Source organism: Peribacillus sp. YIM B13472 (assembly GCF_042788005.1).
Classification (GTDB): Bacteria; Bacillota; Bacilli; order Bacillales; family DSM-1321; genus Peribacillus; species Peribacillus simplex_E.
This window is the reverse complement of the sequence record NZ_JBHZPG010000003.1, coordinates 127,397-151,725: the sequence shown is the minus strand read 5'-3', so window position 1 is coordinate 151,725 and position 24,329 is coordinate 127,397. Positions and strand designations below refer to the sequence as shown.

Sequence of the window (24,329 nt, the reverse complement as noted above, 5' to 3'; positions counted from 1 at the left end):
AAACAAAGGCACCTTGGATATGATTAGATATAGAAAAGGATGATTTCAATGATTATTAGTATAATGGCTGGAGGTCCGGAATGTTTTTGGCCGGATCTGACATGGTATGAGGAGAAGACTGATCTTTGGGTCGGGGTTGACAGGGGAGTATGGTCCTTGCTTGAAAAAGGTATCGAACCTAGGTACGGTTTTGGGGATTTTGATTCAGTTTCGGAAGGGGAATACAAGAAGATTGAGCAAAGGCTGGAACAAATCAATCTATATTCTTCGGAAAAGGATGAAACGGATTTAGAGATCGCATTTAAATGGGCAATAAGGCAAAAGCCAAGTGAAATTCATATCCTGGGCGCTACAGGGGGAAGAATGGACCATTTTCTTGGAAATATCCAGCTGCTCCAAAAAGAAAGTGTCCTCCCTTATCATGGCGAAATAGAAATATACATAGTCGATCGGCAAAATATATTCACAGTAAAGACAGCGGGTTCATATGAGGTCACTGCTTTGAAAGATAAGAAATACTTGTCATTGCTCCCTGTAACGGCGGAAGTCACCGGCATTACACTTTCGGGTTTCAAATACCCACTGAATGATGCAAGCGTGGAAATAGGTTCGACGCTTTGCATCAGCAATGAACTAATTTCCGAATCTGGGAATGTTTCATTTGAGAAAGGCATATTAATGGTGATAAGAAGCAGTGATTAAAATTCATGCTTAGAGCAGATTCGGATATAATTACGATCATCCTATATCCGCTTAAAAGCTTATGTTGTAATAGAAAAATTCCACTTCATCTTTAATTGTGGGATGCAAAGAGGAGGGGCATGATGAAATTTTATACGATTAAATTGCCAAAAGTTCTGGGCAGTTTGGTAAGGGCTATGCTCGGAGCGTTTAAAAAAGGCTGATACTTATCTCCATGACACCTCTCAAATTTAGGGAGGTGTTATTTTTCGGTAAAAAGAGGCGGCCAACCATTAATGGGTGAAAGCGTTCTTCCTTGATGCAGGCCAGCCTTGATCAACGAATTGAAACCATCCCCATTAATACCGGCCAATACAAGTAAAAAGGCATCCTAAGAGGATGCCGTAACATTATACGCGTTCTACTTTGCCCGATTTAAGAGCTCTTGCAGAAACGTATACACGTTTAGGTTTACCGTCAACTAAAATACGTACTTTTTGAAGGTTAGCGCCCCATGTACGCTTGCTAGCGTTCATTGCGTGAGAGCGGCTGTTACCAGAACGAGTTCTTCTTCCAGTGATTACACATTTACGTGCCATGTTAAATTCCCTCCTAACTACAACAAGCTTAAGTTTTTCGCAGTCGTCTTAAGTCTTTGTAAAATACTTTAATAATTTATCATACCTACCGTTAGAATGCAATACTTCAGTTAATTACTTTCAAGAAAAAAACCTTGACATACATACTTCGAAATTGGAATTATATATAGGACCGTAAGACATTTACTTTTAAAACCATAGACATTATAGTAAAATGTCTTTAGTTGATTTGATTTTTTGGGAGGGAAAAGAAAATGTCTATCGAATTACAAACGAAGTATGGACAAATTGACATCTCTAATGATGTTATCGCTACTGTAGCAGGCGGAGCAGCCGTGGATTGCTACGGAATTATAGGAATGGCTTCCAAAAAACAATTTAAAGACGGCATTGCCGAAATTTTAAGAAAAGAAAACTTTACTAAGGGTGTAATAGTCCGTCAAGAAGAGGAAGAAGTTCATATCGATATGTATATTATCGTAAGTTATGGAACGAAAATCTCGGAAGTTGCACATAATGTGCAATCAAAGGTAAAGTATACTCTGGACAAAACTGTAGGATTAGCTGTTGATTCCGTCAACATTTTTGTACAGGGAGTTCGTGTGACGAACCCTTAAGTATAGGAGGAAAGTTTTGTGTCAATTACAAGTTTAAACGGAAAGCGCTTTGCAGAAATGATCATTCAAGGCGCCAACCATTTAGCGGCTAATGCCCAAATGGTTGATGCGTTGAATGTTTTCCCTGTTCCGGATGGAGATACAGGAACGAATATGAATTTATCGATGACTTCGGGAGCGAAGGAAGTGCAAAATAACGTCCAGGAACACATCGGGAAAGTGGGTACGTCCCTTTCAAGAGGACTGCTAATGGGCGCACGCGGCAATTCAGGAGTAATCCTTTCGCAACTGTTCCGCGGTTTTGCTAAAGCGATTGAACATAAATCGGAAATCAATAGTGAAGAATTTGCCCAAGCTTTTGAAGCAGGGGTTCAGACAGCTTATAAAGCTGTAATGAAACCTGTTGAAGGAACCATTTTAACGGTTGCAAAAGATGCAGCCAAGCAAGCGGTTTCATCAGCAGCCAGGCACCAAGACCTTATTCAAGTAATGGAAGAAATCGTTACGGAGGCCAATGCCTCATTAAAACGCACACCTGATCTTCTTCCAGTCTTAAAAGAAGTGGGAGTCGTTGATAGCGGTGGGCAAGGGTTGGTGTTCGTTTATGAAGGTTTCCTTGCTGAGCTGAAAGGGGAAGCCCTTCCAGTCCGATCTTCAAATGGTCCAAGCATGGACGACATGATCAGTGCCGAACATCACATGAATATACAAGGGCATATGAATACGGAAGATATCGTGTATGGCTACTGCACGGAATTCATGGTCCGATTGGAAAGTGAAAAACTTGCCAATAAACCATTTGATGAAGAAAAATTCAGAAATGATTTAAGTGAATACGGAGATTCTTTATTAGTCATCTCAGATGAAGAAGTCGTCAAAGTACATATTCACTCTGAAAAGCCTGGCACGTGCCTGAATTATGGACAGCAATATGGCAGTTTAATAAAAATGAAAATCGATAATATGCGTGAACAGCATACTGCGATTGTCGGTGAGACGAATACACCGCTTCAAACTAAACCGTCCACCAAAGAGAAGTACGCAGTAGTGTCAGTGGCGATGGGTGCTGGCATCAGCGAATTATTCAAAAGCATCGGCGCTAAGTCCATCATCGAAGGCGGACAAACGATGAATCCTAGCACGGAAGATATCGTAAAAGCTGTCGAAGAGGCATATGCAGATCATGTCATCATCTTGCCTAATAATAAAAATATCATCATGGCGGCCAATCAGGCTGCAGATGTGCTTGGGGATCATGTGACTGTCATTCCAACGAAAACAGTACCACAGGGAATGGCTGCATTGTTGGCATTCAACCCTTCACTTGATGCTGAAGAGAATAAAAAGGCGATGAACGAAGCCCTTTCGCATGTGAAAACGGGCCAGATTACTTATGCTGTCCGGGATACAAACATTGATGGTCTAGCAATCGAGACCGGGGACTTCATGGGAATTGCTGAAGGCACCATCAAAGTGAAGGATAAAGACATGACTCAGGCGGCAAAAGAACTTCTCTCCGATATGATTGACGAAGATTCGGAAATCCTTACCATTTTATATGGGGAAGATGCCACTGCTGAAGATGTCGAAAGTCTTGTTGCGTTTTGTAATGAGAATTTCGAAGACGTTGAAGTTGAAGTCCATAATGGGAAACAACCTTTATATTCTTTTATTTTTTCAATTGAATAAGTAGAGGATCATGAAGGTAAGGGAGACTTATTCGTCATAATTTTTGGACGATCCTGAAAAAAATAAAAGGCAATAAACTGCATATGTCATTAGGCTATGCAGTTTTATTTTTTTGAAAAGAAGGATTACGGACAGCGTGTTTGTAATTACAATATATCAGGCTTTACTATTTAACTACTCCCAGTGTAAAGAAGGAGGAGCAAATCATGAAATTTAGAAGTGTATTCGATATAATTGGTCCTGTTATGATCGGCCCCTCTAGTTCCCATACAGCAGGAGCTGCAAGAATCGGTAGGGTTGCCAGGAATTTATTCGACCGGGAACCAAAATGGGCCCATATTTCTTTTTACGGATCGTTTGCCAAAACCTATAAAGGCCATGGAACGGATGTAGCCATTGTAGGAGGCTTACTTGATTTTGATACATTTGATGAGAGAATCAAAGAATCGCTGGAACTAGCCCGCAAAAAGAAAATGAAAATTACTTTTCGGGAAGAAGAAGCAGTACCGGAACATCCCAATACTGCAAAAATAACAGTTGGTGATGATGATGGTGAACTGGAACTTGTCGGAATATCGATTGGCGGGGGAAAGATCGAAATCGTCGAACTGAATGGGTTTAAATTGAGGCTCTCCGGGCACAACCCTGCCATACTCGTCGTTCATGATGATCGATTTGGTGCCATTGCCAATGTTTCAAACATATTAGCCAAGCATCAAATCAATATTGGCCAGATGGAAGTCTCCCGAAAAGAGAAAGGGAAGATGGCCTTGATGACGATTGAAGTGGACCATAACCTGGAGGATCACGTTATCGCTGAAATTACAGCACTCCCCAACATCACTCAAGTAGCAAGGATTGTGGATTGATTAGGGCAATCGTTTCCACTTAGGAAGGAGAATGAATCATGTTTCGAAATGTAGCGGAATTAGTAGAATTAGCTGAATCAAAGCAGAAAAGAATTTCAACGCTGATGATAGAGCAGGAAATGGAAGTAACGGGAAAAAGCCGTGAAGAAATCATCCGCCAGATGGGAGTCAATCTGGATGTAATGGAACAGGCAGTTGAAAAAGGACTTCAAGGGGTACGTTCCGTTTCCGGCCTGACGGGAGGGGATGCAGTTCTTCTTCAGAATTACATTAAATCCGGAAATTCCTTATCCGGTGAACTGCTGTTGGATGCGGTAAGCAAAGCCGTGGCAACAAACGAAGTGAACGCAGCCATGGGGACGATCTGTGCAACACCGACTGCCGGATCTGCTGGTGTTGTGCCTGGAACACTTTTTGCTTTGCAAAATAAATTAAAACCGAATCGGGAACAAAAAATTGAGTTCCTATTTACAGCAGGAGCTTTTGGTTTTGTTGTAGCGAATAATGCTTCGATCTCTGGAGCCGCAGGGGGCTGTCAGGCGGAGGTCGGTTCTGCATCGGGCATGGCAGCGGCAGCCATCGTTGAAATGGCAGGAGGGACACCGGCACAAAGTGCAGAAGCGATGGCGATCACATTAAAGAACATGCTTGGTCTTGTATGTGACCCTGTTGCTGGGCTTGTGGAAGTGCCTTGTGTGAAGCGGAATGCCATGGGTGCAGCCAATGCAATGGTTGCCGCAGATATGGCGTTAGCGGGGATCACAAGCCGCATACCGTGTGATGAAGTGATTGATGCGATGTATAAAATCGGGCAAACGATGCCAGCGGCTCTTAGGGAAACTGCACAAGGAGGTTTAGCGGCTACACCGACTGGGCGGGAGTTGGAAGCGAAAATCTTTGGCTTACCGCTGAATAAGAAGTGAAACCAACTTTACAGGAACCCATAACAGCAGTAAAAGGAATTGGGGCCGAAACGGCGGCAGCGTTGGGGGAAATGGGGATCCATACCGTCGTGGATCTCCTTGAGCATCTCCCATATCGCTATGAAGATTACCGATTGAGGGATTTGGAAACGGTCGAGCATGATGAGCGTGTTACCGTGGAAGGTAAGGTTCATACGGTGCCCACTTTAGGGTACTTCGGAAAGAAAAAATCCAGGCTTACGATTAAAGTATTGACTGGGAGATATTTAATAAATGTCATTTTTTTTAACCAGCCATACCTGAAGCAAAAGCTTGCGATAGGTGAAACCGTAACGGTTACAGGAAAGTGGGATCGTCATCGCCAAACCATTACAGGGTCGGAATGCCACGTTGGTGATCAAAGTCGGGAGAAAGAGTTCGAACCGGTGTACTCAGTGAAAGGCAGCATTACTGTCAAGGGTCTCCGCCGCTTTATCTCCAATGCATTTTCTGAATATGGGGCAATGATAGAAGAGAATCTGCCCCCGCAATTACTGGCGGCATACAAACTGATGCCTCGTAACGATGCTCTTCGTACCATGCATTTCCCTCTATCGGCCAATGAGGTAAAAAAGGCTCGACGCCGTTTTGTGTATGAAGAATTTTTATTGTTTCAACTTAAAATGCAAGCACTTCGTAAAGTGCAGAGGGAGCAGTCTAAAGGGATAGGACAGGAGTTTGACATGGAGCAGCTGGAAGCCTTCATTGGAACTCTCCCTTTTCCTTTGACGAACGCTCAAAATAGGGTCGTCGAGGAAATAATGAATGACATGAAATCTCCTTACCGGATGAATCGTCTACTTCAAGGGGATGTCGGGTCTGGAAAAACGGTGGTTGCCGCCATATGCCTGAAGGCGACGATTACAGCAGGTTATCAAGGTGCACTTATGGTCCCGACGGAAATCTTGGCTGAGCAGCATGCTCAATCCCTGAAGGCAATGTTGGAACCGAGTGGAGTGAAGGTCGCATTGTTGACAAGTTCGGTAAAAGGCAAAAAACGCAAGGAACTATTGCAAATGCTGGAATCCGGGGAGCTAGACCTTTTGATAGGAACTCATGCATTGATACAGGATGAAGTGAATTTTCAAAACCTAGGTCTTGTCATAACGGATGAACAACATCGTTTCGGAGTGGAACAGCGCCGCATCCTTCGTGAAAAAGGTACGAATCCAGATGTCCTTTTCATGACGGCTACACCGATTCCGCGAACGCTTGCAATTACAGTGTTTGGGGAAATGGACGTCTCCACGATCGATGAAATGCCTGCCGGGCGAAAAGCGATAGAAACCTATTGGGCGAAACACCAAATGCTTGATCGGATCTTAACCTTTGTCGAAAAGGAACTAAAGAAAGGGAGACAGGCTTACGTCATCTGTCCATTGATTGAGGAGTCGGAGAAACTCGATTCATTACAGAATGTTCTCGATGTTCATGCAATGCTGACACAATACTTTGCGAACAGGTACAAAGTGGGTCTTATGCATGGAAGGCTGCCCGCGGATGAAAAAGACGAAGTGATGCAGCAGTTTAGTGCCAATGAAGCACAAATCCTTGTTTCCACGACGGTTGTCGAAGTTGGGGTGAATGTTCCAAATGCAACGGTAATGGTCATTTATGATGCGGAGCGGTTTGGGCTTTCACAGTTGCATCAGTTACGCGGAAGGGTTGGACGGGGGAGTGATCAGTCCTTTTGCATACTGCTTGCTGATCCGAAAACGGAAGTCGGCAAAGAACGGATGAAAATCATGACTGAGACAAACGATGGTTTTGCCCTTTCCGAAAAAGATTTGGAACTTCGTGGCCCCGGGGACTTCTTCGGTAAAAAACAAAGCGGCCTTCCCGAGTTCAAGGTAGCCGACATGGTCCATGATTACAGGACCCTGGAAGTGGCAAGGACGGATGCAGCAAAGTTGATTGCCTCCCAAAGCTTTTGGCATTCCCCGGAGTATGCTCCGCTTCGGAACTATTTAGAGGGGACGGGCGTATTCACGGGAGAAAAGCTGGACTGAACTGAATGATAAACCAATAGCAGATTGTGAGATTTTACGCAATATCTTGCAATCTGTTTTTAAAATATATATACTACTATTAGTACCTAGTCATAATACTACGGATGGTGACCTTCAAATGCGAAGAAATAAGAAGGAACGCCAGCAATTATTAATCGAAACGATTAAACAGAATCCTTTTGTAACGGATGAGGAGCTGGCTGAAAGATATTCGGTGAGCGTCCAGACCATTAGGCTTGACCGTCTTGAATTATCGATACCGGAACTGCGTGAGCGTATTAAAAGCGTGGCCGAGAAAAAATTCAGTGACGAAATCAGGGCATTGCCTTTGGATGAAATCATCGGGGAAGTAATTGACCTTAATTTAGATGATAACGCAATTTCGATTTTGGATATAAATAAAGAGCATGTCTTTAAGCGGAATGGAATTGCAAGGGGACATCACCTTTTTGCCCAAGCGAATTCATTGGCTGTAGCAGTCATAAATGATGAACTGGCATTAACTGCAAAAGCATCCATTTTATTTACTCGTTCTGTAAAGGAAAATGAAAGAGTGGTAGCTAAAGCGAGGGTTAAAAGCGTGGACCACACCAACGATCGTTCCGTGGTGGAAGTCAGAAGCTACGTGGGTAATGAACTGGTTTTTAAAGGCGAGTTCGAAATGTATCGCTCTTAACTTTCTAGTAAAGGATGAAAGAAAATGAAGATTACGATAGATGCCATGGGTGGCGATAATGCTCCCGAGGCACAGGTTTTGGGAGCGATGAAAGCTGTCGAGAATTTTTCCGATGTGGAAATCACCTTGATAGGCAATCAAGCTGAAATTAACCAATACTTAGCAAAACATGACCGTATTAGGGTTATACATACTGATGAAAAAATATTGAGTACCGATGAACCGGTTCGTGCGGTCCGGCGCAAGAAAAGCGCCTCGATGGTATTGGCTGCACAGCAAGTGGCTGACGGAGAAGCCGATGCATGCATTTCCTCAGGCAATACGGGGGCACTAATGGCTGCGGGCTTGTTTGTGGTCGGAAGGATAGAAGGAATTGAACGTCCGGCATTGGCTCCCACCCTTCCGACAATCGATGGTAAAGGTTTTGTGCTACTGGATGTAGGTGCGAACTCCGATGCGAAACCGGAGCATCTCCTTCAATTCGCCATAATGGGGTCTGTTTATGCCCAAAAAGTGCGGGGAATCGAAAAGCCCCGTGTCGGATTACTTAATATTGGCACAGAAGAAAAAAAAGGGAATGAACTGACAAAGCATGCCTTTACATTACTGCAGCAATCATCGGAGATATCCTTTATAGGTAACGTAGAGGCAAGGGACCTCCTGAACGGGCCGGCAGATGTTGTCGTAACGGACGGCTTCACGGGAAATATGGTATTAAAGACGCTTGAAGGTACTGCTATGGGCGTATTCAAAATGGTGAAAACGGCTTTGATGAGCAATCTCAAGAGTAAGTTGGCCGCAGCAATGGTAAAGCCTGAACTAAAAGGCATAAAAAATAAAATGGATTACTCGGAGTATGGCGGTGCCGGTCTATTCGGTCTGAAGGCCCCTGTCATTAAGGCTCATGGTTCTTCAGATTCGAATGCGGTCTATAATGCAATACGCCAGACTCGCGATATGGTTGGAAATGACGTCATATCGACAATTGCTGAGACGATAGAAAAACAATAATAAATCATAGAGGCAGGGGAGTAACAGATGGGTAAAATTGCTTTTGTCTTTCCAGGACAAGGTTCACAATCAATAGGAATGGGGCATGGCTTATTTCAGGAAAACGAGCGTGCTCAGCAAATCTTTCGAACAGCTGATGAAAAACTTGATTTTCCACTTTCCGAATTGATCTTTAATGGCACACAACAAGAATTAACGGTGACTTATAATGCACAGCCTGCTTTATTGACCACGAGTTATGCTTTTGTCAAGGAGTTGGAAGAAGCGGGGATCAAACCCGATTATACAGCCGGGCACAGTTTAGGTGAATATACGGCATTAGTGGCATCTGGAGCAATTTCTTTTGAGGATGCCGTATATACAGTGCGTAAGCGTGGTGAATTCATGGAAGCTGCGGTACCTAATGGTCAAGGCTCAATGGCTGCGATTTTGGGAATGGACCGGGAAGCTCTATCTGAAGTCACTTCTGAAATTACGGCCACAGGGGAATCCGTTCAATTGGCCAATATTAATTGTCCAGGGCAAATCGTCATTTCAGGCACCTCGGAAGGCGTTAAACTTGCGAGTGCAAAAGCCAAGGAAAATGGCGCTAAACGGGCTCTTCCTCTTGAAGTTAGTGGACCGTTCCATTCGGAATTGATGAAACCGGCAGCAGAAAAGTTACAGGGTGTCCTCGATGAAGTAAGCTTCAATCAGGCAGAAATTCCTGTTATTTCAAACGTAACGGCTAAGCCCATTACAGCACCTGCCGAAATAAAAGAAAAATTAATCGAACAACTGTATTCACCGGTCCTCTGGGAGGACAGTGTGAAAAATCTACTTGAATTGGGCGTGGATACGTTCATCGAGGTGGGCCCTGGGAAAGTATTGGGCGGATTGATAAAGAAAATTGATCGTTCCGTTCAAATTCACTCGGTATCCGATATAGATACTCTAACTAAAACAATTGAAACATTGAAGGGGGTACAAGCATGATCCTCGAAGGAAAAAAAGCACTTGTAACGGGAGCTTCACGAGGTATAGGCAGGGAAGTTGCATTAGAACTTGCCCGTCAGGGAGCAGATGTTGCCATCAACTATTCTGGCAGTGAAGCTAAAGCGAATGAAGTGGTTGACGAAATCAAGGCATTGGGCCGTAAAGCATTCGCCATACAATGCGATGTTGCAAATAGTGAATCGGTGACAAGCATGATCAAAGAGGTCGTCGAACAGTTTGGCAGAGTGGATATCCTGGTCAATAATGCTGGCATCACACGTGATAACCTATTGATGCGTATGAAAGAAGAAGAATGGGATTCAGTGATCAATACGAATCTTAAAGGCGTGTTCCTATGCACCAAAGCGGTTACAAGGCAAATGATGAAACAGCGTAGCGGCAGGATCATCAATATGGCATCGATTGTCGGCGTCAGCGGAAATGCAGGGCAGGCTAATTATGTAGCGGCTAAAGCTGGTGTGATCGGCCTGACTAAAACCACGGCAAAGGAACTTGCTTCAAGAGGCATTACGGTCAATGCGATTGCCCCAGGTTTCATCTCAACGGATATGACTGGTGAATTACCTGAAGACGTCCGAAAAGCCATGCTGGACCAAATTCCGCTTGCACGGTTCGGTGACCCTAAAGATATTGCTGCAGTGGCGTCTTTCCTCGCTTCTGAGGCCAGCAAATATATGACTGGACAAACTCTTCATGTAGATGGCGGCATGGTCATGTAAGTTTTCTTTGATTTTTTTCGAAATTAATTTATAATGTTTTGAGGGGAGGTGAACACATTGGCAGATGTATTAGAAAGAGTAACTAAAATCGTTGTAGATCGTTTGAACGTAGAAGAATCAGAGGTAAAACTTGAAGCTTCTTTCAAAGAAGATCTTGGTGCCGATTCCCTTGATGTAGTTGAACTAGTCATGGAATTCGAAGACGAGTTTGATATGGAAATTTCGGACGATGACGCTGAAAAAATCGCCACAGTAGGTGATGCTGTGAATTACATACAAAGTACTATGTAATGAATTGTCATTTGACTAAAAGCTCCGTTTTTTAACGGGGCTTTCTCTTATTGCTTAAAGAAGTTTGATGAAGAGGCAGATAAGGAAATGAGCATGTACACGGTAAGTTCCGCCTGCATGGCAGTGGTCTTTTGCCATTAGTTTTCTTTAAGGGGATAATAATGTATGATGGTACATAGGAAAGCTTGACAGGAATTCCTGCCAGGTTTCTTTTTATATATTGGAAAAATATGCTTTTTGAACCGTTGTGGAGGGTTTTGTGTGATGCGTAGGAACGGAAATAATCGTAAACCATCAATCAAGGATAATAAATTTAAACAGTTGCAAGAAAATCTGGGTTTTCATTTTAAAGATGAAAATCTATTAAAACAAGCTTTTACGCATTCATCTTATGTGAATGAGCATCGCCGTAAGCCTTATGAAGATAATGAAAGGCTTGAATTCTTAGGGGACGCTGTACTTGAATTGACCATCTCTAAATACTTATATCAAAAATATCCGATGATGAGCGAAGGTGAACTTACCAAACTAAGGGCAGCCATTGTGTGCGAGCCTTCACTTGTTGCTTTTGCAAATAGCCTTTCTTACGGGGAATATGTATTACTCGGAAAAGGGGAAGAGATGACAGGTGGAAGAGAACGCCCTGCCATGCTTGCGGATGTATTCGAAGCCTACATTGGTGCTTTGTACCTTGATCAAGGATTAGAGCCGGTTGTGCAGTTTTTGACGAATGTCGTGTTTCCGAAGATAGACGAGGGTGCTTTTTCTCATGTGATGGATTATAAGAGCCAGCTTCAGGAGCTGATCCAGCGGGATGCCATCGGTGTCCTGCAATATAAGATTTTGCAGGAAAAAGGACCGGCTCATAATCGGGAGTTTGTTTCGACCGTCTCCCTTAATGGGGAAGAGCTGGGCTCTGGAATAGGAAAGTCCAAAAAAGAAGCGGAGCAGCATGCTGCCGAGCATGCATTGATCGTTTTAAAAGATAAAAAATCAACAAGATAGTTTAACAGTAGAGGGGGAAAGGTCATGTTCCTCAAACGTTTGGACGTTGTAGGATTTAAATCTTTCGCAGAGAAAATTTCGATTGATTTTGTACCTGGTGTCACGGCAGTGGTTGGACCAAACGGAAGCGGTAAAAGTAATGTGACCGATGCAGTCCGATGGGTACTTGGAGAACAGTCTGCGAAATCACTGCGTGGAGCAAAAATGGAAGATATCATCTTTTCGGGAAGTGACACGAGGAAAGCGTTGAATTTTGCGGAAGTTTCATTGACCCTTGATAACGAGACCAATTCCCTGCCCATCGACTTTCATGAAGTCAGTGTGACAAGGCGTGTATATCGATCGGGAGAAAGTGAATTTTTCATTAATAATCAAGGTTGCCGTCTGAAAGACATCATAGACCTTTTCATGGATTCTGGTCTTGGGCGAGAAGCATTTTCCATCATCAGCCAAGGGAAAGTGGAAGAAATCCTAAGCAGTAAGGCTGAAGAAAGACGAGTGATCTTTGAAGAGGCAGCCGGTGTCCTGAAGTATAAAACTAGAAAACGAAAAGCGGAATCGAAGCTGACGGAAACACAGGATAACTTAAACCGTGTCCATGATATCCTCCATGAATTGGAGGGGCAGGTGGAGCCGTTAAAAATTCAGTCTTCCCTCGCCAAGGAATTTTTGGAAAAGAAAGAAGAGCTTGAGCAAATAGAAGTGGCTTTAACCGTTTTTGAAATAGAAGAGCTTTACGGAAAATGGGAAAAACTGTCACAAGAACTTGAAAAACATAATGAAATGGAACAGCAAATGGCTGGACAGCTTCATGACAAGGAAGCGCATCTCAAAAAACTAAGGGATAGTCTTGCGACGCTTGAGACATCGATCAATGGACTTCAGGAAATTCTCCTGAATGCCAGCGAGGAACTTGAAAAGCTTGAAGGCCGTAAAGAGGTTTTGAAAGAACGGAAAAAAAATGCTGCCCAAAACAAGTCACAGCTAGAAAAAGCGATTGTGGAGGGTGAGGCTGCCGTCGAGCGTTTGTCTTTGCAAAAGGAAAGAGAAACGGAAATCCTGAATGCACTGAACTTGGAAGTGAAAGGGATTTCTGAAACCTTACATGAAAAACAAAAAAGCCTAGGCCTTTTCAATAGTGATATTGAAGCGATGATCGAAGCGAAAAAGAGTGACTATATCGAGTGGTTGAACAAGCAAGCATCGGCTAAAAACGAAAAACAATACCTGCTCCAGCAATTAACGCAGCAGGAACATAAAAATGCTAAACTTGATATGGAAAATGAAAAGTTCTTAACCGAAAGAATGGATATCACTGCTAGAAAAATGGAATATTCACAGCTGATGGAAAATATGACCAAGCAGCTTGAAGAGCATGTCACTTATTTCCGAAATCAGCAGAATAAATTGAATGCTGCAAAAGATACGTATCAAAAACAAGAAACCACCCTTTATAAGGCCTATCAATTCCTTCAACAGGCAAAATCTCGTAAGGAACTTCTTGAAGAAATGGAAGATGATTATGCTGGCTTTTTCCAAGGTGTAAAAGAGGTTTTGAAAGCGAAAGAAACCCTTCGAGGCATTGAAGGGGCAGTTGCGGAATTGATAAAAGTTCCAAAGGAATATGAAACGGCCATCGAAACGGCTCTGGGCGGAGCGATGCAGCATGTTGTCGTGGAACGCGAAGAGCATGCACGGGAAGCCATTTCCTTCTTGAAGAAAAATAGGTATGGGCGTGCGACGTTCTTGCCTTTATCAGTCATAAAGGCAAGAGAGATATCAGCTAACCAACTATCGATGCTGAAGAGTCATTCAGCTTTTGTGGGGACGGGCTCCTCATTGATCCAATATGATGATAGGCATGCAGCGATTGCTGAAAACCTATTAGGAACCGTGATGATCACCACTGATTTAAAAGGTGCAAATGACCTGGCGAAAATGATGCAGCACCGTTTCCGCTTCGTAACACTTGAAGGGGATATCGTCAATCCAGGTGGTTCAATGACTGGTGGAGCCTTAAAGCAAAAAACGACCTCCCTGCTTTCAAGGAAAACGGAATTGGAAGAGCTCCATCAAAAACTTGCTGCCATGGAGGCTAAAACGAATCAGCTAGAAAAGCAAGTCAAACAGCTCAAAGTGGATGTGGGTGTTCAAGAGCAAACGCTTGAACAAACCAGAAAAACAGGAGAGAGACTTCGATTACAAGAACAAACCCTTAAGGGCGAACTCCGTGAAGTGGAGCTTCAGGAAAGAAATGTGAATGAACGGCTGCATCTTTATGATTTGGATAAAAATTCATATTTGGAAGAACAACAGCAAAAAACAGCAAGACTTGAAGAGTTGGAGGAACTTTTGGAATCGTGTAAAACTGAGATTGAAGGGCTGGATCGGTTGATTTCCGAAATGACCGAACAAAAGCAATCTCAACAATCCTCAAAAGAGAGTCTTGCTGAAGAAACGAATGAACTAAGGGTAATGCTTGCCTCCAAGCGCGGCCAGCTGCAAAACCAAAAAGAGAAGATGGAACGCATTGAATCGGATCTTTCAAAGGAAACAAGCAGGCTTGCCGAAAACAAAGATGATTTAGGGCTCCTGACCAATGAAATGACAGACAGTTCAAGCGGGGAAGAGTCCCTGGAAGATATGGCTCAGCAGAAATTGCTCGATAAAAATGGAGCAATTGAAGGAATAACCATAAAAAAACAGGAAAAAAACGAGCTTTTAACGCAAGTTGAAACGCTTGAACTGTCCTTGAAAGAAGAAAATCGACTTTATAGAGGCATTGTTGAAGTGATAAAAGATGAAGAAGTGAAATTAACTCGTCTGGATGTCGAACTGGAAAATCGCCTCGACCACTTGAGAGAAGAATATACCCTTTCCTTTGAAGGTGCTAAAGAACAGTATCCATTGATGCTGCCTGCAGAAGAGGCTCAAAAAAGGGTGAAGCTAATCAAGCTTGCAATCGAGGAACTGGGGACGGTGAATCTAGGTGCAATTGATGAATACGCACGTGTAGCTGAACGCTATGAATTCCTTCTTAGTCAAAAGGAAGACCTTCAACAGGCGAAAGATACATTACTCCAAGTCATCGATGAAATGGATGATGAAATGAAGCGACGCTTTGCTGATACCTTCTATTCGATCCGTGAAGAATTTGAACAAGTCTTCAAAGCTTTATTCGGCGGAGGCAGAGCGGAGCTGAAGCTGACAAATCCGGATGATTTACTAAATACAGGAGTAGATATCATTGCACAGCCTCCTGGGAAAAAACTGCAAAATTTGAGCCTCTTATCCGGGGGAGAACGAGCATTGACAGCCATAGCCCTTTTATTCTCCATTCTAAAAGTGCGTCCGGTGCCTTTCTGTATCCTTGATGAAGTCGAGGCAGCGCTTGATGAGGCGAATGTCGTCCGGTTCAGTCAATTTTTAAGGAAGTTCAGCAGGGAAACACAGTTCATCGTGATCACTCACCGCAAAGGCACGATGGAAGAGGCAGATGTCCTATATGGCATTACGATGCAGGAGTCTGGTGTCTCCAAACTTGTTTCCGTCCGGATGGAAGAATCAGAAAACTTTATTGAAGTTTAAAATTCATGAATTAGAGGAAGTGGGACAATGAGTTTTTTCAAAAAGCTAAAAGAGAAATTTACGACCCAGGAAGAAAAAGAAAAATCAGTTGAAGAAGAAGTATCCATAGGGGAAAAATTTAAACAAGGTTTGACGAAGACGAGGAATTCCTTTACGGGAAGGGTTAATGAGCTTGTTGCCCGTTATCGGAAAGTGGATGAGGACTTTTTTGAAGAACTTGAAGAAATCCTGATACAGGCTGATGTAGGCTTTGATACTGTGATGGAACTGATTGATCAATTAAAAATGGAAGTCAAGCTTCGCAATATCTCTGATACGAGGGAAGTGCAGTCCGTTATTTCCGAAAAGCTTGTTGAAATCTATCAAGGTGATGATGAAGCGACTTCAAGTCTGAATATACAAGAAGAAGGTTTGACGGTCATTTTGTTTGTAGGGGTTAATGGGGTAGGTAAAACGACGACCATTGGTAAACTTGCCCATAAATTCAAAACGGAAGGTAAATCTGTCGTATTGGCTGCCGGGGATACCTTCCGTGCCGGTGCGATCGAACAACTTGAGGTTTGGGGAGAGCGTGTCGGTGTCAGTGTAATCAAACAGGGTGAAGGCTCTGACCCTGCAGCGGTAATGTTCGACGCCATTCAGGCCGCCAAGGCACGAAAAGCGGATATACTGATCTGCGACACTGCCGGTCGCTTACAGAATAAAGTGAATTTAATGAAAGAATTGGAAAAGGTGAAACGTGTAATTGAACGTGAAGTACCAGGTGCACCACACGAGGTGTTGCTTGCCCTTGATGCTACTACTGGACAAAATGCCCTTATTCAGGCCAAGACATTCAAGGAAGCGACCAATGTTTCCGGTATTGTTTTAACAAAACTTGATGGCACCGCAAAAGGTGGGATTGTTTTGGCAATTCGCAATGAATTGGCCATTCCAGTTAAATTTGTCGGGCTAGGTGAAAAAATGGACGACCTACAGGAATTCGATGCTGAGAAATATGTTTATGGCCTTTTTGCTGATATCATCGATAAAGAAGAGGTTTAGAAAAATTGTAAGCCGGAAGAGATAATTCTCTTCCGTTTTTTTGTTCACAGTGGTTATTTGGAGGAACAATTGCAGTAAGGCCTAAAAAAGAGGCGGAAAAAAGAAAAAATATTGCTTTGCAAACAAGTGGTAAGGAGTTTAACTTGACATCAAATAAACAAGGCTTTACAATATAAACTTGTAAAGGGTTTTCACTTAACAGCAGGGAGGCTTGCTAAGATGCTTGAAAAGACAACGCGGATTAATTATTTGTATGACTTTTACCAATCGTTGTTAACAGAGAAGCAGCAGAGCTACATGTCCCTCTACTATCTGGATGATTACTCTCTTGGCGAGATTGCCGAAGAATACGAAGTCAGTAGGCAGGCAGTCTATGATAATATAAAAAGAACGGAAGCGATGCTTGAGGAATATGAAGCAAAGCTTTTGTTATTTCAAAAATTTCAAGAGCGTAACCAGTGGATTGCGAATATGAAGGGACTCATAGAAAAGGATTCCTTTTCAAAAGAGGAGCTGCTTGACGCAATCACAACGCTTGAGAAGTTGGATTAGGAGGCGGCAATATGGCATTTGAAGGATTGGCCGACCGACTGCAGAGCACGATGCAAAAAATCCGCGGAAAAGGGAAGGTCAACGAAGCGGACGTAAAAGAAATGATGCGAGAAGTTCGTTTGGCCCTGCTTGAAGCGGATGTTAACTTTAAAGTCGTGAAGGATTTTGTAAAACGTGTCAGTGAACGTTCGGTAGGTCAGGAAGTGCTGAAAAGCTTAACCCCCGGTCAACAGGTAATTAAAGTAGTTAAGGAAGAATTGACGGAGCTGATGGGCGGCGAACAAAGCAAGATTGCCGTTGCCTCGAAACCACCGACTGTCATTATGATGGTAGGGCTTCAGGGTGCTGGTAAAACGACGACCACCGGAAAGCTTGCCAATCTTCTTAGAAAAAAATACAACCGCAAGCCATTGCTCGTTGCGGCTGATATTTACCGTCCGGCGGCGATTAAGCAGCTTGAAACACTTGGCAAACAATTAAGCATGCCTGTTTTCTCCCTTGGGGACCAGGTCAGCCCTGTTGAAATTGCCAAACAGGCAATTGAAAAAGCAAAGGAAGAACATCATGATTATGTGTTGATTGATACCGCAGGCCGCCTTCATGTTGATGAAAACTTGATGGGCGAACTGAAGGATATCAAAGAGTTGACAAAACCTGATGAAATCTTCCTGGTTGTCGATGCTATGACAGGTCAGGATGCGGTCAATGTAGCCCAAAGCTTCAATGAACAGCTAGGCCTGACTGGAGTCGTCTTAACGAAACTTGATGGGGATACACGTGGTGGTGCGGCACTTTCAATTCGTTCAGTCACCGACACGCCGATTAAATTCGTCGGTATGGGGGAAAAATTGGATGCACTTGAAGCGTTCCATCCAGAACGGATGGCGTCAAGGATTCTCGGCATGGGTGATGTATTGACCCTTATCGAAAAAGCACAGGCCAATGTAGATGAAGAAAAAGCGAAAGAATTAGAGAAAAAGATGCGTACAGCCACTTTTACCTTTGATGATTTCCTTGATCAGCTTGGTCAGGTGCGGAATATGGGACCGCTTGATGATATTCTGAAAATGATTCCCGGTGCGAATAAAATGAAAGGGATGGACAACCTTCAGATCGATGAGAAACAGATCGGTCATGTGGAAGCTATCATCCGTTCAATGACTACGCATGAAAAGGAACATCCGGAAACCATGAATGCATCCCGAAAGAAACGGATTGCCAAGGGAAGCGGCAGATCGATTCAAGAAGTGAACCGTCTACTGAAGCAATTCGAAGAAATGAAAAAGATGATGAAACAGGTTACGAACATGCAAAAAGGAAAGAAAAAGGGATTCAAATTCCCGTTCATGTAAGGTTTATTTTTGGTCGAAACTGAAGCGAAATACGGGTTGAAGCCATGTATTTCAACACTTTTTTTACCTGTTAAGAAAAAAACCTTTACAAACATGCAAGACATTTGATATTATACTATCTTGTGTGAAACTATTCGGAGGTGCTTATTTAAAATGGCAGTAAAAATTCGCTTAAAACGTATGGGAGCTAAAAAATCTCCTTTCTATCGTATTGTAGTTGCAGATTCTCGTTCACCACGTGACGGACGTTACATTGAAGTGGTAGGAACTTATAACCCGGTGACTCAACCAGCTAAAGTTGAAATCAACGAAGAGCTTGCTCTTAAATGGTTACAAGATGGAGCTAAACCATCTGATACAGTTCGTAACTTATTCTCTACACAAGGCATCATGGAAAAATTCCATGTTGCAAAAAACAGCAAGTAATCGACGGTAGTTGATGAAAGCACTGATTGAAACGATTGTTTCAGCACTTGTGGATTATCCGGAAGAGGTCATCGTGACCTCCAAGGAAGAATCCGACCGGATTGTTTATATCCTCTCGGTTCATAAAGAGGACATGGGCAAGGTGATCGGTAAACAGGGGCGTGTTGCTAAGGCGATTCGGACTGTGGTATATGCAGCAGGATCTTCACAGCAGAAGAAAATCTATTTGGAGATTTCCGAATAAGGAGGGTTAATACCCCTCCTTTTTTTGTACTTCAAGAAAGTGAAATCCCGACTTGGGTCCTATTTGAATAGACCAGGACTTTAAACTTTACGCCTTTTTAAGACGCATCTTTTACCGATTTACGTTATACTTAAGAGAATGACCCCCATTTCAAAAAGATTACCCCATCATACATATTTTTTGAAGGAAATAAGAAATCATAGATAATAGGAGGTGCTGGAATGAAGATTCTCCAAAATGTAATCGTTAACCAAGTATTAACGGAATCCAGCAAGAATCAGCTCCTCGAGAAATACAAGTCAAAACGCCTTCAGCTTCAAAAAGAGAGTGAACAGCTTCGCTTTGAACTGAAAAAACTTGAAAAAACTAGAACTCTCCAACCTGCTAGTCTCCGTGCTCATTTTGAAAAAGAAATAAACCAGAGGCAAGAAAAAATTAAACTGCTTGAATTTCAAATGGAGCAGTTGGAGATCCTTCCCGCAGGTAGTGAATTGAAGGAACGGGAAGTTCAAAGTATCATTGATGTGGAAATTGGGGCAGATTGGGACGAAATTATGGCAACGAAGACCATTGTCATTAAAGATGGAATCGTCTCGGAAATTCGTTAGAGGTGAAAGAATGGAAAAATGGTTTAATGTAGGTAAAATTGTCAACACACATGGTCTTTTAGGAGAAGTCCGTGTTATTTCTTCAACAGACTTTCCAGAAAAACGATTCAAAGTGGGAAATACTCTGTATTTGTTTATGGACACGGAGAAAAAACCTTTGCCGCTTATCATCAGGTCGCATCGTAACCATAAAAACTTTAACCTGTTGACGTTCGAGAACTATTATAACGTCGGACAGGTCGAGGCTTTTAAAAACGGGGTCCTGAAAGTCAAGGAAGCACAGCTTGGTAAATTGGACGAAGGTGAGTTCTACTTCCATGAAATCATCGGCTGTTCGGTATTTACGGATGAAGGCATCGAAGTTGGGGAAATCATTGAGGTTCTTACGCCTGGTGCCAATGATGTTTGGGTCATTAAGAAAGCTGGCAGTAAGGACATCCTGATCCCATATATTGAACAAATTGTAAAAGAAGTGGATATTTCCGCTAAAAAGGTCATCATTACACCGATGGAAGGACTTTTGGACTGATGAAAATCGATGTGCTTTCGCTTTTTCCAGAAATGTTCGAAGGGGTATTTGGTTCGTCAATCTTAAAAAAGGCTGCGGAAAAGCAGGCTGTCAGCTATAAGGTGACCAACTTTCGAGATTATGCAGATAATAAACATTCGACGGTAGACGATTATCCGTATGGCGGCGGTGCCGGAATGGTATTGAAGGCACAACCGATCTTTGATGCTGTGGAAGCTCTAAAAGGGCAAGGTGAGCTAACCCCAAGGGTAGTCCTGCTTTGTCCCCAGGGAGAGCGTTACACGCAGAAAAAAGCCGAAGAGTTTGCTGAAGAAGAACATCTCATTTTCATTTGCGGGCATTATGAAGGGTATGATGAGCGCATCCGGGAGCATGTCGTCACTGATGAAATATCGATTGGTGACTTTGTGCTTACAGGTGGGGAATTGGGTGCAATGGTCATTATTGACAGTGTTGTGCGCTTGCTGCCTGGCGTTCTGGGAAATGTTGAATCCCCGATTCTTGATTCCTATTCTTCTGGTTTGTTAGAGCATCCCCATTATACTAGACCTGCAGATTTCCGGGGGATGAAAGTTCCCGATCCGCTAATATCGGGGAATCATAAAAAAATCGATGAATGGCGGATGAAGGAATCTCTGCGCAGAACTTGGATTCGACGTCCGGATTTGCTCGATAGTTATGAACTATCGGAAGTTGAAAAAAAATTATTATCCGAGATTAAAAAAGAAGACTGATGTCTATTGCATCGACGTTTATAGTATGATAGGATATAACTTGTGACTTGGGCAAAATGCTCAGTCTTATAACGATGTTCCGCTGCAAACAATAAGTATTTGCAAGAGCGTCCAGGAGGAGTTGAAATCGATGCAAAATCTTATTAACGAAATCACAAAAGAACAACTTCGCTCAGATCTTCCATCATTCAGACCTGGTGACACAGTACGTGTACACGTAAAGGTTATTGAAGGAACTCGCGAACGTATCCAGTTGTTTGAAGGCGTTGTAATCAAACGTCGTGGCGGCGGAGTTAGTGAAACTTTCACAGTACGTAAGATCTCTTACGGCGTTGGAGTAGAACGTGCTTTCCCTGTTCACACACCAAAAATTGCGAAACTAGAAGTTATCCGTCACGGTAAAGTACGTCGTGCGAAACTTTATTACCTACGCGAACTTCGTGGTAAAAAAGCACGTATTAAAGAAATTCGTCGTTAATCCTTCGAATATCTTCATGCGGGTTTACCATGATCCACATAAGGTGAATAACCAAACAGTATCATGCAAAAAAAGGGAGCTTGTTTATCAGGCTCCCTTTTTGCACTTTAAGAAACGATGAATACACATACGGTGAAAACTATATAGAATCCTGCTCGCTATAGCGTCCTCAACATGTTAAAATAATTGTTGATATGCTTCAAAAAGGGTGGGTAAGAATGGCGAAAAAGAAAAATGAATTGTGGGAATGGATGAAGGCGGTCATAATCGCGGTTATAGCGGCGACGCTGATTCGTTATTTCCTCCTGGCTCCTATTGTTGTGGACGGTAATTCCATGATGCCGACATTAAAGGATACGGACCGCATGATCGTTAATAAAATCTCCTATTCGATTGGCGAACCGAAAAGGTTCGACATTATCGTTTTCGAAGCTCCAGAAGGCAAAGATTACATAAAGCGGGTCATCGGATTGCCAGGGGAAAAAGTGGAATATAGAGATGATACTCTTTACGTGAATGGAAAAGCCTATGATGAGCCATACTTGGATGAATATAAAGAACAATTGATTGATGGCGGGGATTTGACGGAACCTTTTACATTAAGTGATGTCATAGAACAAGGAACGGTACCTGAAGACACCCTGTTTGTCCTAGGGGATAATCGCCGTTTTAGTAAGGATAGCCGCCATATTGGCGTAGGTGTCGTTCCTTACAATAAAGTGTTAGGAAAAACTAAATTAGTTTATTGGCCGATTGAAGACTTTCGATTGGCGGAATAGTAGGAAGGTGGATTCCATTGACAATACAGTGGTTCCCTGGCCATATGGCCAAAGCAAGACGGGAAGTAACAGAGAAATTAAAACTGATCGACATCATCTTTGAACTTGTGGATGCCCGGATCCCGGCATCTTCACGAAATCCGATGATCGATGAAATCATACAGCATAAACCGAGGGTTATCCTTTTGAATAAAGCTGATATGGCCGATCCGGTAAAAACGAATATGTGGCTTGAATATTATAAATCGCAGGGAAAAACGGCGATTGCCATTAACTCGCAGGCAGGAAACGGTTTAAACCAGATTACAGCTGCATCTAAAAAACTTTTAAAAGAGAAGTATGACAGGATGGAATCAAGAGGAATAAAGCCAAGAGCCATCCGCGCCATGATAGTCGGCATTCCGAATGTAGGGAAATCAACTTTAATCAATCGACTTGCCAAAAAGAACATTGCCAAAACAGGGAATACACCTGGTGTCACGAAGGCGCAGCAATGGATAAAAGTTGGTAAGGAATTGGAACTGTTGGACACGCCGGGGATTCTCTGGCCGAAATTCGAGGATCAAGAAGTTGGTTTGAAGCTTGCATTGACGGGAGCGATCAAGGATACGATCTTAAACTTGCACGAGGTCTCGTTATACGGTCTGCGCTTTTTGGAAAAGGAATATCCGGATAGATTGAAATCCCGTTATAACCTGGATGCAATTCCTCAGGAAACGCTTGAGCTGTTCGATGCGGTCGGAAAGTTCAGGGGCTGTTTAGCATCTGGGGGCTTCATTGATTATGACAAAACCGCAGAGTTGGTCGTACGTGAAATCCGTTCAGAAAAGATGGGGCCTCTTACGTTTGAGGTCCCTAAGGATTATGAAGAGGATAATATCCCCGAATAACATTAAGTAGAGATTGCAAGACACTGACCTGATTTTTGAAGAAAGTCAGTGAACAGGGTTGATACGGAGCTGGAGTTGGATGTCGAAAAGGTTATTTACTTTTGATATCTCTTTTCCGCTCCGTATTTTTGTTTGAACTGTAGAAAAGGAGCAAGACTGCCGATAATTAATATGATGGGTGATAAATGATGAAAACTGCAATGAGCATTAAGGAAATCTCGTCAAAGTTAAAGACAATAAGAGAGCCAGAAGATTTATTTTTACAAGAATGCCGGGAAGACAGCCGAAAGGGAGTAACCGACTTAGTAAGCAAATGGCAAAGAGCTTATGAAAAAGAACAACAGCTAAGGGATGCTTTCACGGAAATGACAGAGTTTGAACGGCAATTGCGAAAACAGGGATTTTCCATTCTGGCTGGTATCGATGAAGTGGGAAGAGGACCGCTCGCAGGACCTGTTGTGACGAGTGCAGTCATCTTGCCTGAATCTTTTTATTTGCCAGGACTTAATGATTCTAAAAAAATTCCAGAGTCAAAAAGGGAACGGTTTTATGAGATGATTTTTAAGGAAGCACTTTCCATAGGTGTGGGTGTTGTACATAGCGAAGTTATTGATGAAATCAATATATATCAAGCTACGAAAAAGGCAATGGTGGCCGCAGTGAACGATTTGTCAGAACTTCCTGATCATTTGTTGATCGATGCAATGCAACTGGATGTGCCGATTCCGCAGCTTTCACTCATAAAGGGGGACGCAAGAAGCATTAGCATCTCTGCGGCCTCCATAATAGCGAAAGTGACCCGTGATAGGATGATGAAGGAATATGGTGAAAAATATCCGGAATATGGTTTCGAAAAGCACATGGGTTACGGGACGAGCCAACATTTAGAAGTACTCGGCACGCACGGGCTTACACCTTGGCATAGAAGAAGTTTTGCACCAGTTAAGGAAATCGCTGCACGAACGAAGGGCTAAGGGGGGA

The 24,329-nt window shown here is 42.9% G+C and carries 27 protein-coding genes; 26 read left to right on the top strand and 1 reads right to left on the bottom strand.

The window, feature by feature from the left end:
- Positions 1–48: 48 nt before the first annotated feature.
- Positions 49–702 carry a thiamine diphosphokinase gene (locus ACFX4I_RS03915; protein ID WP_230301377.1) on the top strand — a complete coding sequence of 218 codons (654 nt, stop codon included), beginning with the start codon at positions 49–51 and terminating at the stop codon, positions 700–702.
- 122 nt (positions 703–824) lie between these two features.
- The gene (gene spoVM / locus ACFX4I_RS03910; protein ID WP_034313769.1) at positions 825–905 is read left to right on the top strand and encodes a stage V sporulation protein SpoVM; all 81 of its coding nucleotides are present in this window, start codon (positions 825–827) and stop codon (positions 903–905) included.
- Positions 906–1,091: 186 nt separating this feature from the next.
- On the opposite strand, the gene rpmB is transcribed toward spoVM, so the two are convergent.
- The gene (rpmB, locus tag ACFX4I_RS03905) at positions 1,092–1,280 is read right to left on the bottom strand and encodes a 50S ribosomal protein L28 (RefSeq protein ID WP_034313767.1); all 189 of its coding nucleotides are present in this window, start codon (positions 1,278–1,280) and stop codon (positions 1,092–1,094) included.
- Between the two features lie 254 nt (positions 1,281–1,534).
- Between rpmB and ACFX4I_RS03900 the strand changes: the two genes are divergently transcribed.
- The 24 genes from ACFX4I_RS03900 (at position 1,535) to ACFX4I_RS03785 (ending at position 24,322) form a co-directional block, all read left to right on the top strand.
- On the top strand, positions 1,535–1,897 hold the full coding sequence (locus ACFX4I_RS03900; RefSeq protein WP_048684651.1) for an Asp23/Gls24 family envelope stress response protein: 363 nt from the start codon (positions 1,535–1,537) through the stop codon (positions 1,895–1,897).
- Between the two features lie 18 nt (positions 1,898–1,915).
- Positions 1,916–3,586, top strand: a complete 1,671-nt coding sequence (locus ACFX4I_RS03895; RefSeq protein WP_377419262.1) for a DAK2 domain-containing protein — start codon at positions 1,916–1,918, stop codon at positions 3,584–3,586.
- 206 nt (positions 3,587–3,792) lie between these two features.
- Complete coding sequence (gene sdaAB / locus ACFX4I_RS03890; RefSeq protein ID WP_098371044.1) at positions 3,793–4,455, top strand: L-serine ammonia-lyase, iron-sulfur-dependent subunit beta; 663 nt, start codon at positions 3,793–3,795, stop codon at positions 4,453–4,455.
- 38 nt (positions 4,456–4,493) lie between these two features.
- Positions 4,494–5,378, top strand: coding sequence for an L-serine ammonia-lyase, iron-sulfur-dependent, subunit alpha (sdaAA, locus tag ACFX4I_RS03885; protein ID WP_230301375.1), 885 nt, complete (start codon positions 4,494–4,496; stop codon positions 5,376–5,378).
- Positions 5,375–7,426, top strand: a complete 2,052-nt coding sequence (recG, locus tag ACFX4I_RS03880; RefSeq protein ID WP_377419260.1) for an ATP-dependent DNA helicase RecG — start codon at positions 5,375–5,377, stop codon at positions 7,424–7,426. Before sdaAA ends, recG begins: the two co-directional genes overlap by 4 nt.
- Positions 7,427–7,544: 118 nt before the next feature.
- Positions 7,545–8,102: a transcription factor FapR gene (gene fapR / locus ACFX4I_RS03875; protein WP_230301373.1), complete on the top strand. Its 558-nt coding sequence runs from the start codon at positions 7,545–7,547 to the stop codon at positions 8,100–8,102.
- 24 nt (positions 8,103–8,126) lie between these two features.
- Complete coding sequence (gene plsX, locus ACFX4I_RS03870; RefSeq protein ID WP_230301372.1) at positions 8,127–9,113, top strand: phosphate acyltransferase PlsX; 987 nt, start codon at positions 8,127–8,129, stop codon at positions 9,111–9,113.
- A 27-nt stretch (positions 9,114–9,140) separates the two neighbouring features.
- Entirely contained in the window at positions 9,141–10,088 is a 948-nt protein-coding gene (gene fabD / locus ACFX4I_RS03865; protein WP_230301371.1) for an ACP S-malonyltransferase, read from the top strand.
- Positions 10,085–10,828 (top strand): 3-oxoacyl-[acyl-carrier-protein] reductase, encoded by a 744-nt coding sequence (gene fabG, locus ACFX4I_RS03860; RefSeq protein ID WP_230301370.1) that lies wholly within the window; start codon positions 10,085–10,087, stop codon positions 10,826–10,828. Before fabD ends, fabG begins: the two co-directional genes overlap by 4 nt.
- Before the next feature lie 57 nt (positions 10,829–10,885).
- Positions 10,886–11,119 carry an acyl carrier protein gene (locus ACFX4I_RS03855; RefSeq protein ID WP_034313729.1) on the top strand — a complete coding sequence of 78 codons (234 nt, stop codon included), beginning with the start codon at positions 10,886–10,888 and terminating at the stop codon, positions 11,117–11,119.
- 264 nt (positions 11,120–11,383) lie between these two features.
- Positions 11,384–12,124 (top strand): ribonuclease III, encoded by a 741-nt coding sequence (gene rnc / locus ACFX4I_RS03850; protein WP_214790772.1) that lies wholly within the window; start codon positions 11,384–11,386, stop codon positions 12,122–12,124.
- A 24-nt stretch (positions 12,125–12,148) separates the two neighbouring features.
- The gene (smc, locus tag ACFX4I_RS03845; protein ID WP_377419258.1) at positions 12,149–15,712 is read left to right on the top strand and encodes a chromosome segregation protein SMC; all 3,564 of its coding nucleotides are present in this window, start codon (positions 12,149–12,151) and stop codon (positions 15,710–15,712) included.
- Positions 15,713–15,739: 27 nt separating this feature from the next.
- Positions 15,740–16,756, top strand: coding sequence for a signal recognition particle-docking protein FtsY (gene ftsY / locus ACFX4I_RS03840; protein WP_230301368.1), 1,017 nt, complete (start codon positions 15,740–15,742; stop codon positions 16,754–16,756).
- Positions 16,757–16,975: 219 nt separating this feature from the next.
- Entirely contained in the window at positions 16,976–17,308 is a 333-nt protein-coding gene (locus ACFX4I_RS03835; protein ID WP_076366571.1) for a putative DNA-binding protein, read from the top strand.
- Between the two features lie 11 nt (positions 17,309–17,319).
- Positions 17,320–18,660 carry a signal recognition particle protein gene (gene ffh / locus ACFX4I_RS03830; protein WP_034313716.1) on the top strand — a complete coding sequence of 447 codons (1,341 nt, stop codon included), beginning with the start codon at positions 17,320–17,322 and terminating at the stop codon, positions 18,658–18,660.
- 153 nt (positions 18,661–18,813) lie between these two features.
- Positions 18,814–19,086: a 30S ribosomal protein S16 gene (rpsP, locus tag ACFX4I_RS03825; protein WP_034313715.1), complete on the top strand. Its 273-nt coding sequence runs from the start codon at positions 18,814–18,816 to the stop codon at positions 19,084–19,086.
- A gap of 13 nt (positions 19,087–19,099) precedes the next feature.
- Positions 19,100–19,330, top strand: coding sequence for a KH domain-containing protein (locus ACFX4I_RS03820; RefSeq protein ID WP_048684915.1), 231 nt, complete (start codon positions 19,100–19,102; stop codon positions 19,328–19,330).
- A gap of 221 nt (positions 19,331–19,551) precedes the next feature.
- Entirely contained in the window at positions 19,552–19,938 is a 387-nt protein-coding gene (locus ACFX4I_RS03815; RefSeq protein WP_034313711.1) for a YlqD family protein, read from the top strand.
- A gap of 10 nt (positions 19,939–19,948) precedes the next feature.
- Entirely contained in the window at positions 19,949–20,467 is a 519-nt protein-coding gene (gene rimM / locus ACFX4I_RS03810; protein WP_377419256.1) for a ribosome maturation factor RimM, read from the top strand.
- Positions 20,467–21,201 (top strand): tRNA (guanosine(37)-N1)-methyltransferase TrmD, encoded by a 735-nt coding sequence (gene trmD / locus ACFX4I_RS03805; RefSeq protein ID WP_230301365.1) that lies wholly within the window; start codon positions 20,467–20,469, stop codon positions 21,199–21,201. The genes rimM and trmD overlap by 1 nt, the downstream gene beginning before the upstream one ends.
- A 130-nt stretch (positions 21,202–21,331) precedes the next feature.
- Positions 21,332–21,679, top strand: coding sequence for a 50S ribosomal protein L19 (gene rplS, locus ACFX4I_RS03800; RefSeq protein WP_034313702.1), 348 nt, complete (start codon positions 21,332–21,334; stop codon positions 21,677–21,679).
- A 218-nt stretch (positions 21,680–21,897) separates the two neighbouring features.
- On the top strand, positions 21,898–22,458 hold the full coding sequence (gene lepB / locus ACFX4I_RS03795) for a signal peptidase I (protein ID WP_230301364.1): 561 nt from the start codon (positions 21,898–21,900) through the stop codon (positions 22,456–22,458).
- A 17-nt stretch (positions 22,459–22,475) separates the two neighbouring features.
- The gene (gene ylqF, locus ACFX4I_RS03790) at positions 22,476–23,348 is read left to right on the top strand and encodes a ribosome biogenesis GTPase YlqF (RefSeq protein ID WP_125161832.1); all 873 of its coding nucleotides are present in this window, start codon (positions 22,476–22,478) and stop codon (positions 23,346–23,348) included.
- A 200-nt stretch (positions 23,349–23,548) separates the two neighbouring features.
- A complete protein-coding gene (locus ACFX4I_RS03785; protein WP_377419334.1) occupies positions 23,549–24,322 on the top strand; it encodes a ribonuclease HII in 774 nt (257 codons plus the stop codon).
- Positions 24,323–24,329 lie beyond the last annotated feature (7 nt).

What these genes read in the sequence shown, in the direction of transcription:
- ACFX4I_RS03915 (WP_230301377.1), top strand. Translation starts at nt 49, where the DNA reads ATGATTATTAGTATAATGGCTGGAGGTCCGGAATGTTTTTGGCCGGAT.
- spoVM (WP_034313769.1), top strand. Translation starts at nt 825, where the DNA reads ATGAAATTTTATACGATTAAATTGCCAAAAGTTCTGGGCAGTTTGGTA.
- rpmB (WP_034313767.1), bottom strand. Translation starts at nt 1,280, where the DNA reads ATGGCACGTAAATGTGTAATCACTGGAAGAAGAACTCGTTCTGGTAAC.
- ACFX4I_RS03900 (WP_048684651.1), top strand. Translation starts at nt 1,535, where the DNA reads ATGTCTATCGAATTACAAACGAAGTATGGACAAATTGACATCTCTAAT.
- sdaAB (WP_098371044.1), top strand. Translation starts at nt 3,793, where the DNA reads ATGAAATTTAGAAGTGTATTCGATATAATTGGTCCTGTTATGATCGGC.
- sdaAA (WP_230301375.1), top strand. Translation starts at nt 4,494, where the DNA reads ATGTTTCGAAATGTAGCGGAATTAGTAGAATTAGCTGAATCAAAGCAG.
- fapR (WP_230301373.1), top strand. Translation starts at nt 7,545, where the DNA reads ATGCGAAGAAATAAGAAGGAACGCCAGCAATTATTAATCGAAACGATT.
- plsX (WP_230301372.1), top strand. Translation starts at nt 8,127, where the DNA reads ATGAAGATTACGATAGATGCCATGGGTGGCGATAATGCTCCCGAGGCA.
- fabD (WP_230301371.1), top strand. Translation starts at nt 9,141, where the DNA reads ATGGGTAAAATTGCTTTTGTCTTTCCAGGACAAGGTTCACAATCAATA.
- fabG (WP_230301370.1), top strand. Translation starts at nt 10,085, where the DNA reads ATGATCCTCGAAGGAAAAAAAGCACTTGTAACGGGAGCTTCACGAGGT.
- rnc (WP_214790772.1), top strand. Translation starts at nt 11,384, where the DNA reads ATGCGTAGGAACGGAAATAATCGTAAACCATCAATCAAGGATAATAAA.
- smc (WP_377419258.1), top strand. Translation starts at nt 12,149, where the DNA reads ATGTTCCTCAAACGTTTGGACGTTGTAGGATTTAAATCTTTCGCAGAG.
- ftsY (WP_230301368.1), top strand. Translation starts at nt 15,740, where the DNA reads ATGAGTTTTTTCAAAAAGCTAAAAGAGAAATTTACGACCCAGGAAGAA.
- ACFX4I_RS03835 (WP_076366571.1), top strand. Translation starts at nt 16,976, where the DNA reads ATGCTTGAAAAGACAACGCGGATTAATTATTTGTATGACTTTTACCAA.
- ffh (WP_034313716.1), top strand. Translation starts at nt 17,320, where the DNA reads ATGGCATTTGAAGGATTGGCCGACCGACTGCAGAGCACGATGCAAAAA.
- rpsP (WP_034313715.1), top strand. Translation starts at nt 18,814, where the DNA reads ATGGCAGTAAAAATTCGCTTAAAACGTATGGGAGCTAAAAAATCTCCT.
- ACFX4I_RS03820 (WP_048684915.1), top strand. Translation starts at nt 19,100, where the DNA reads ATGAAAGCACTGATTGAAACGATTGTTTCAGCACTTGTGGATTATCCG.
- ACFX4I_RS03815 (WP_034313711.1), top strand. Translation starts at nt 19,552, where the DNA reads ATGAAGATTCTCCAAAATGTAATCGTTAACCAAGTATTAACGGAATCC.
- rimM (WP_377419256.1), top strand. Translation starts at nt 19,949, where the DNA reads ATGGAAAAATGGTTTAATGTAGGTAAAATTGTCAACACACATGGTCTT.
- trmD (WP_230301365.1), top strand. Translation starts at nt 20,467, where the DNA reads ATGAAAATCGATGTGCTTTCGCTTTTTCCAGAAATGTTCGAAGGGGTA.
- rplS (WP_034313702.1), top strand. Translation starts at nt 21,332, where the DNA reads ATGCAAAATCTTATTAACGAAATCACAAAAGAACAACTTCGCTCAGAT.
- lepB (WP_230301364.1), top strand. Translation starts at nt 21,898, where the DNA reads ATGGCGAAAAAGAAAAATGAATTGTGGGAATGGATGAAGGCGGTCATA.
- ACFX4I_RS03785 (WP_377419334.1), top strand. Translation starts at nt 23,549, where the DNA reads ATGAGCATTAAGGAAATCTCGTCAAAGTTAAAGACAATAAGAGAGCCA.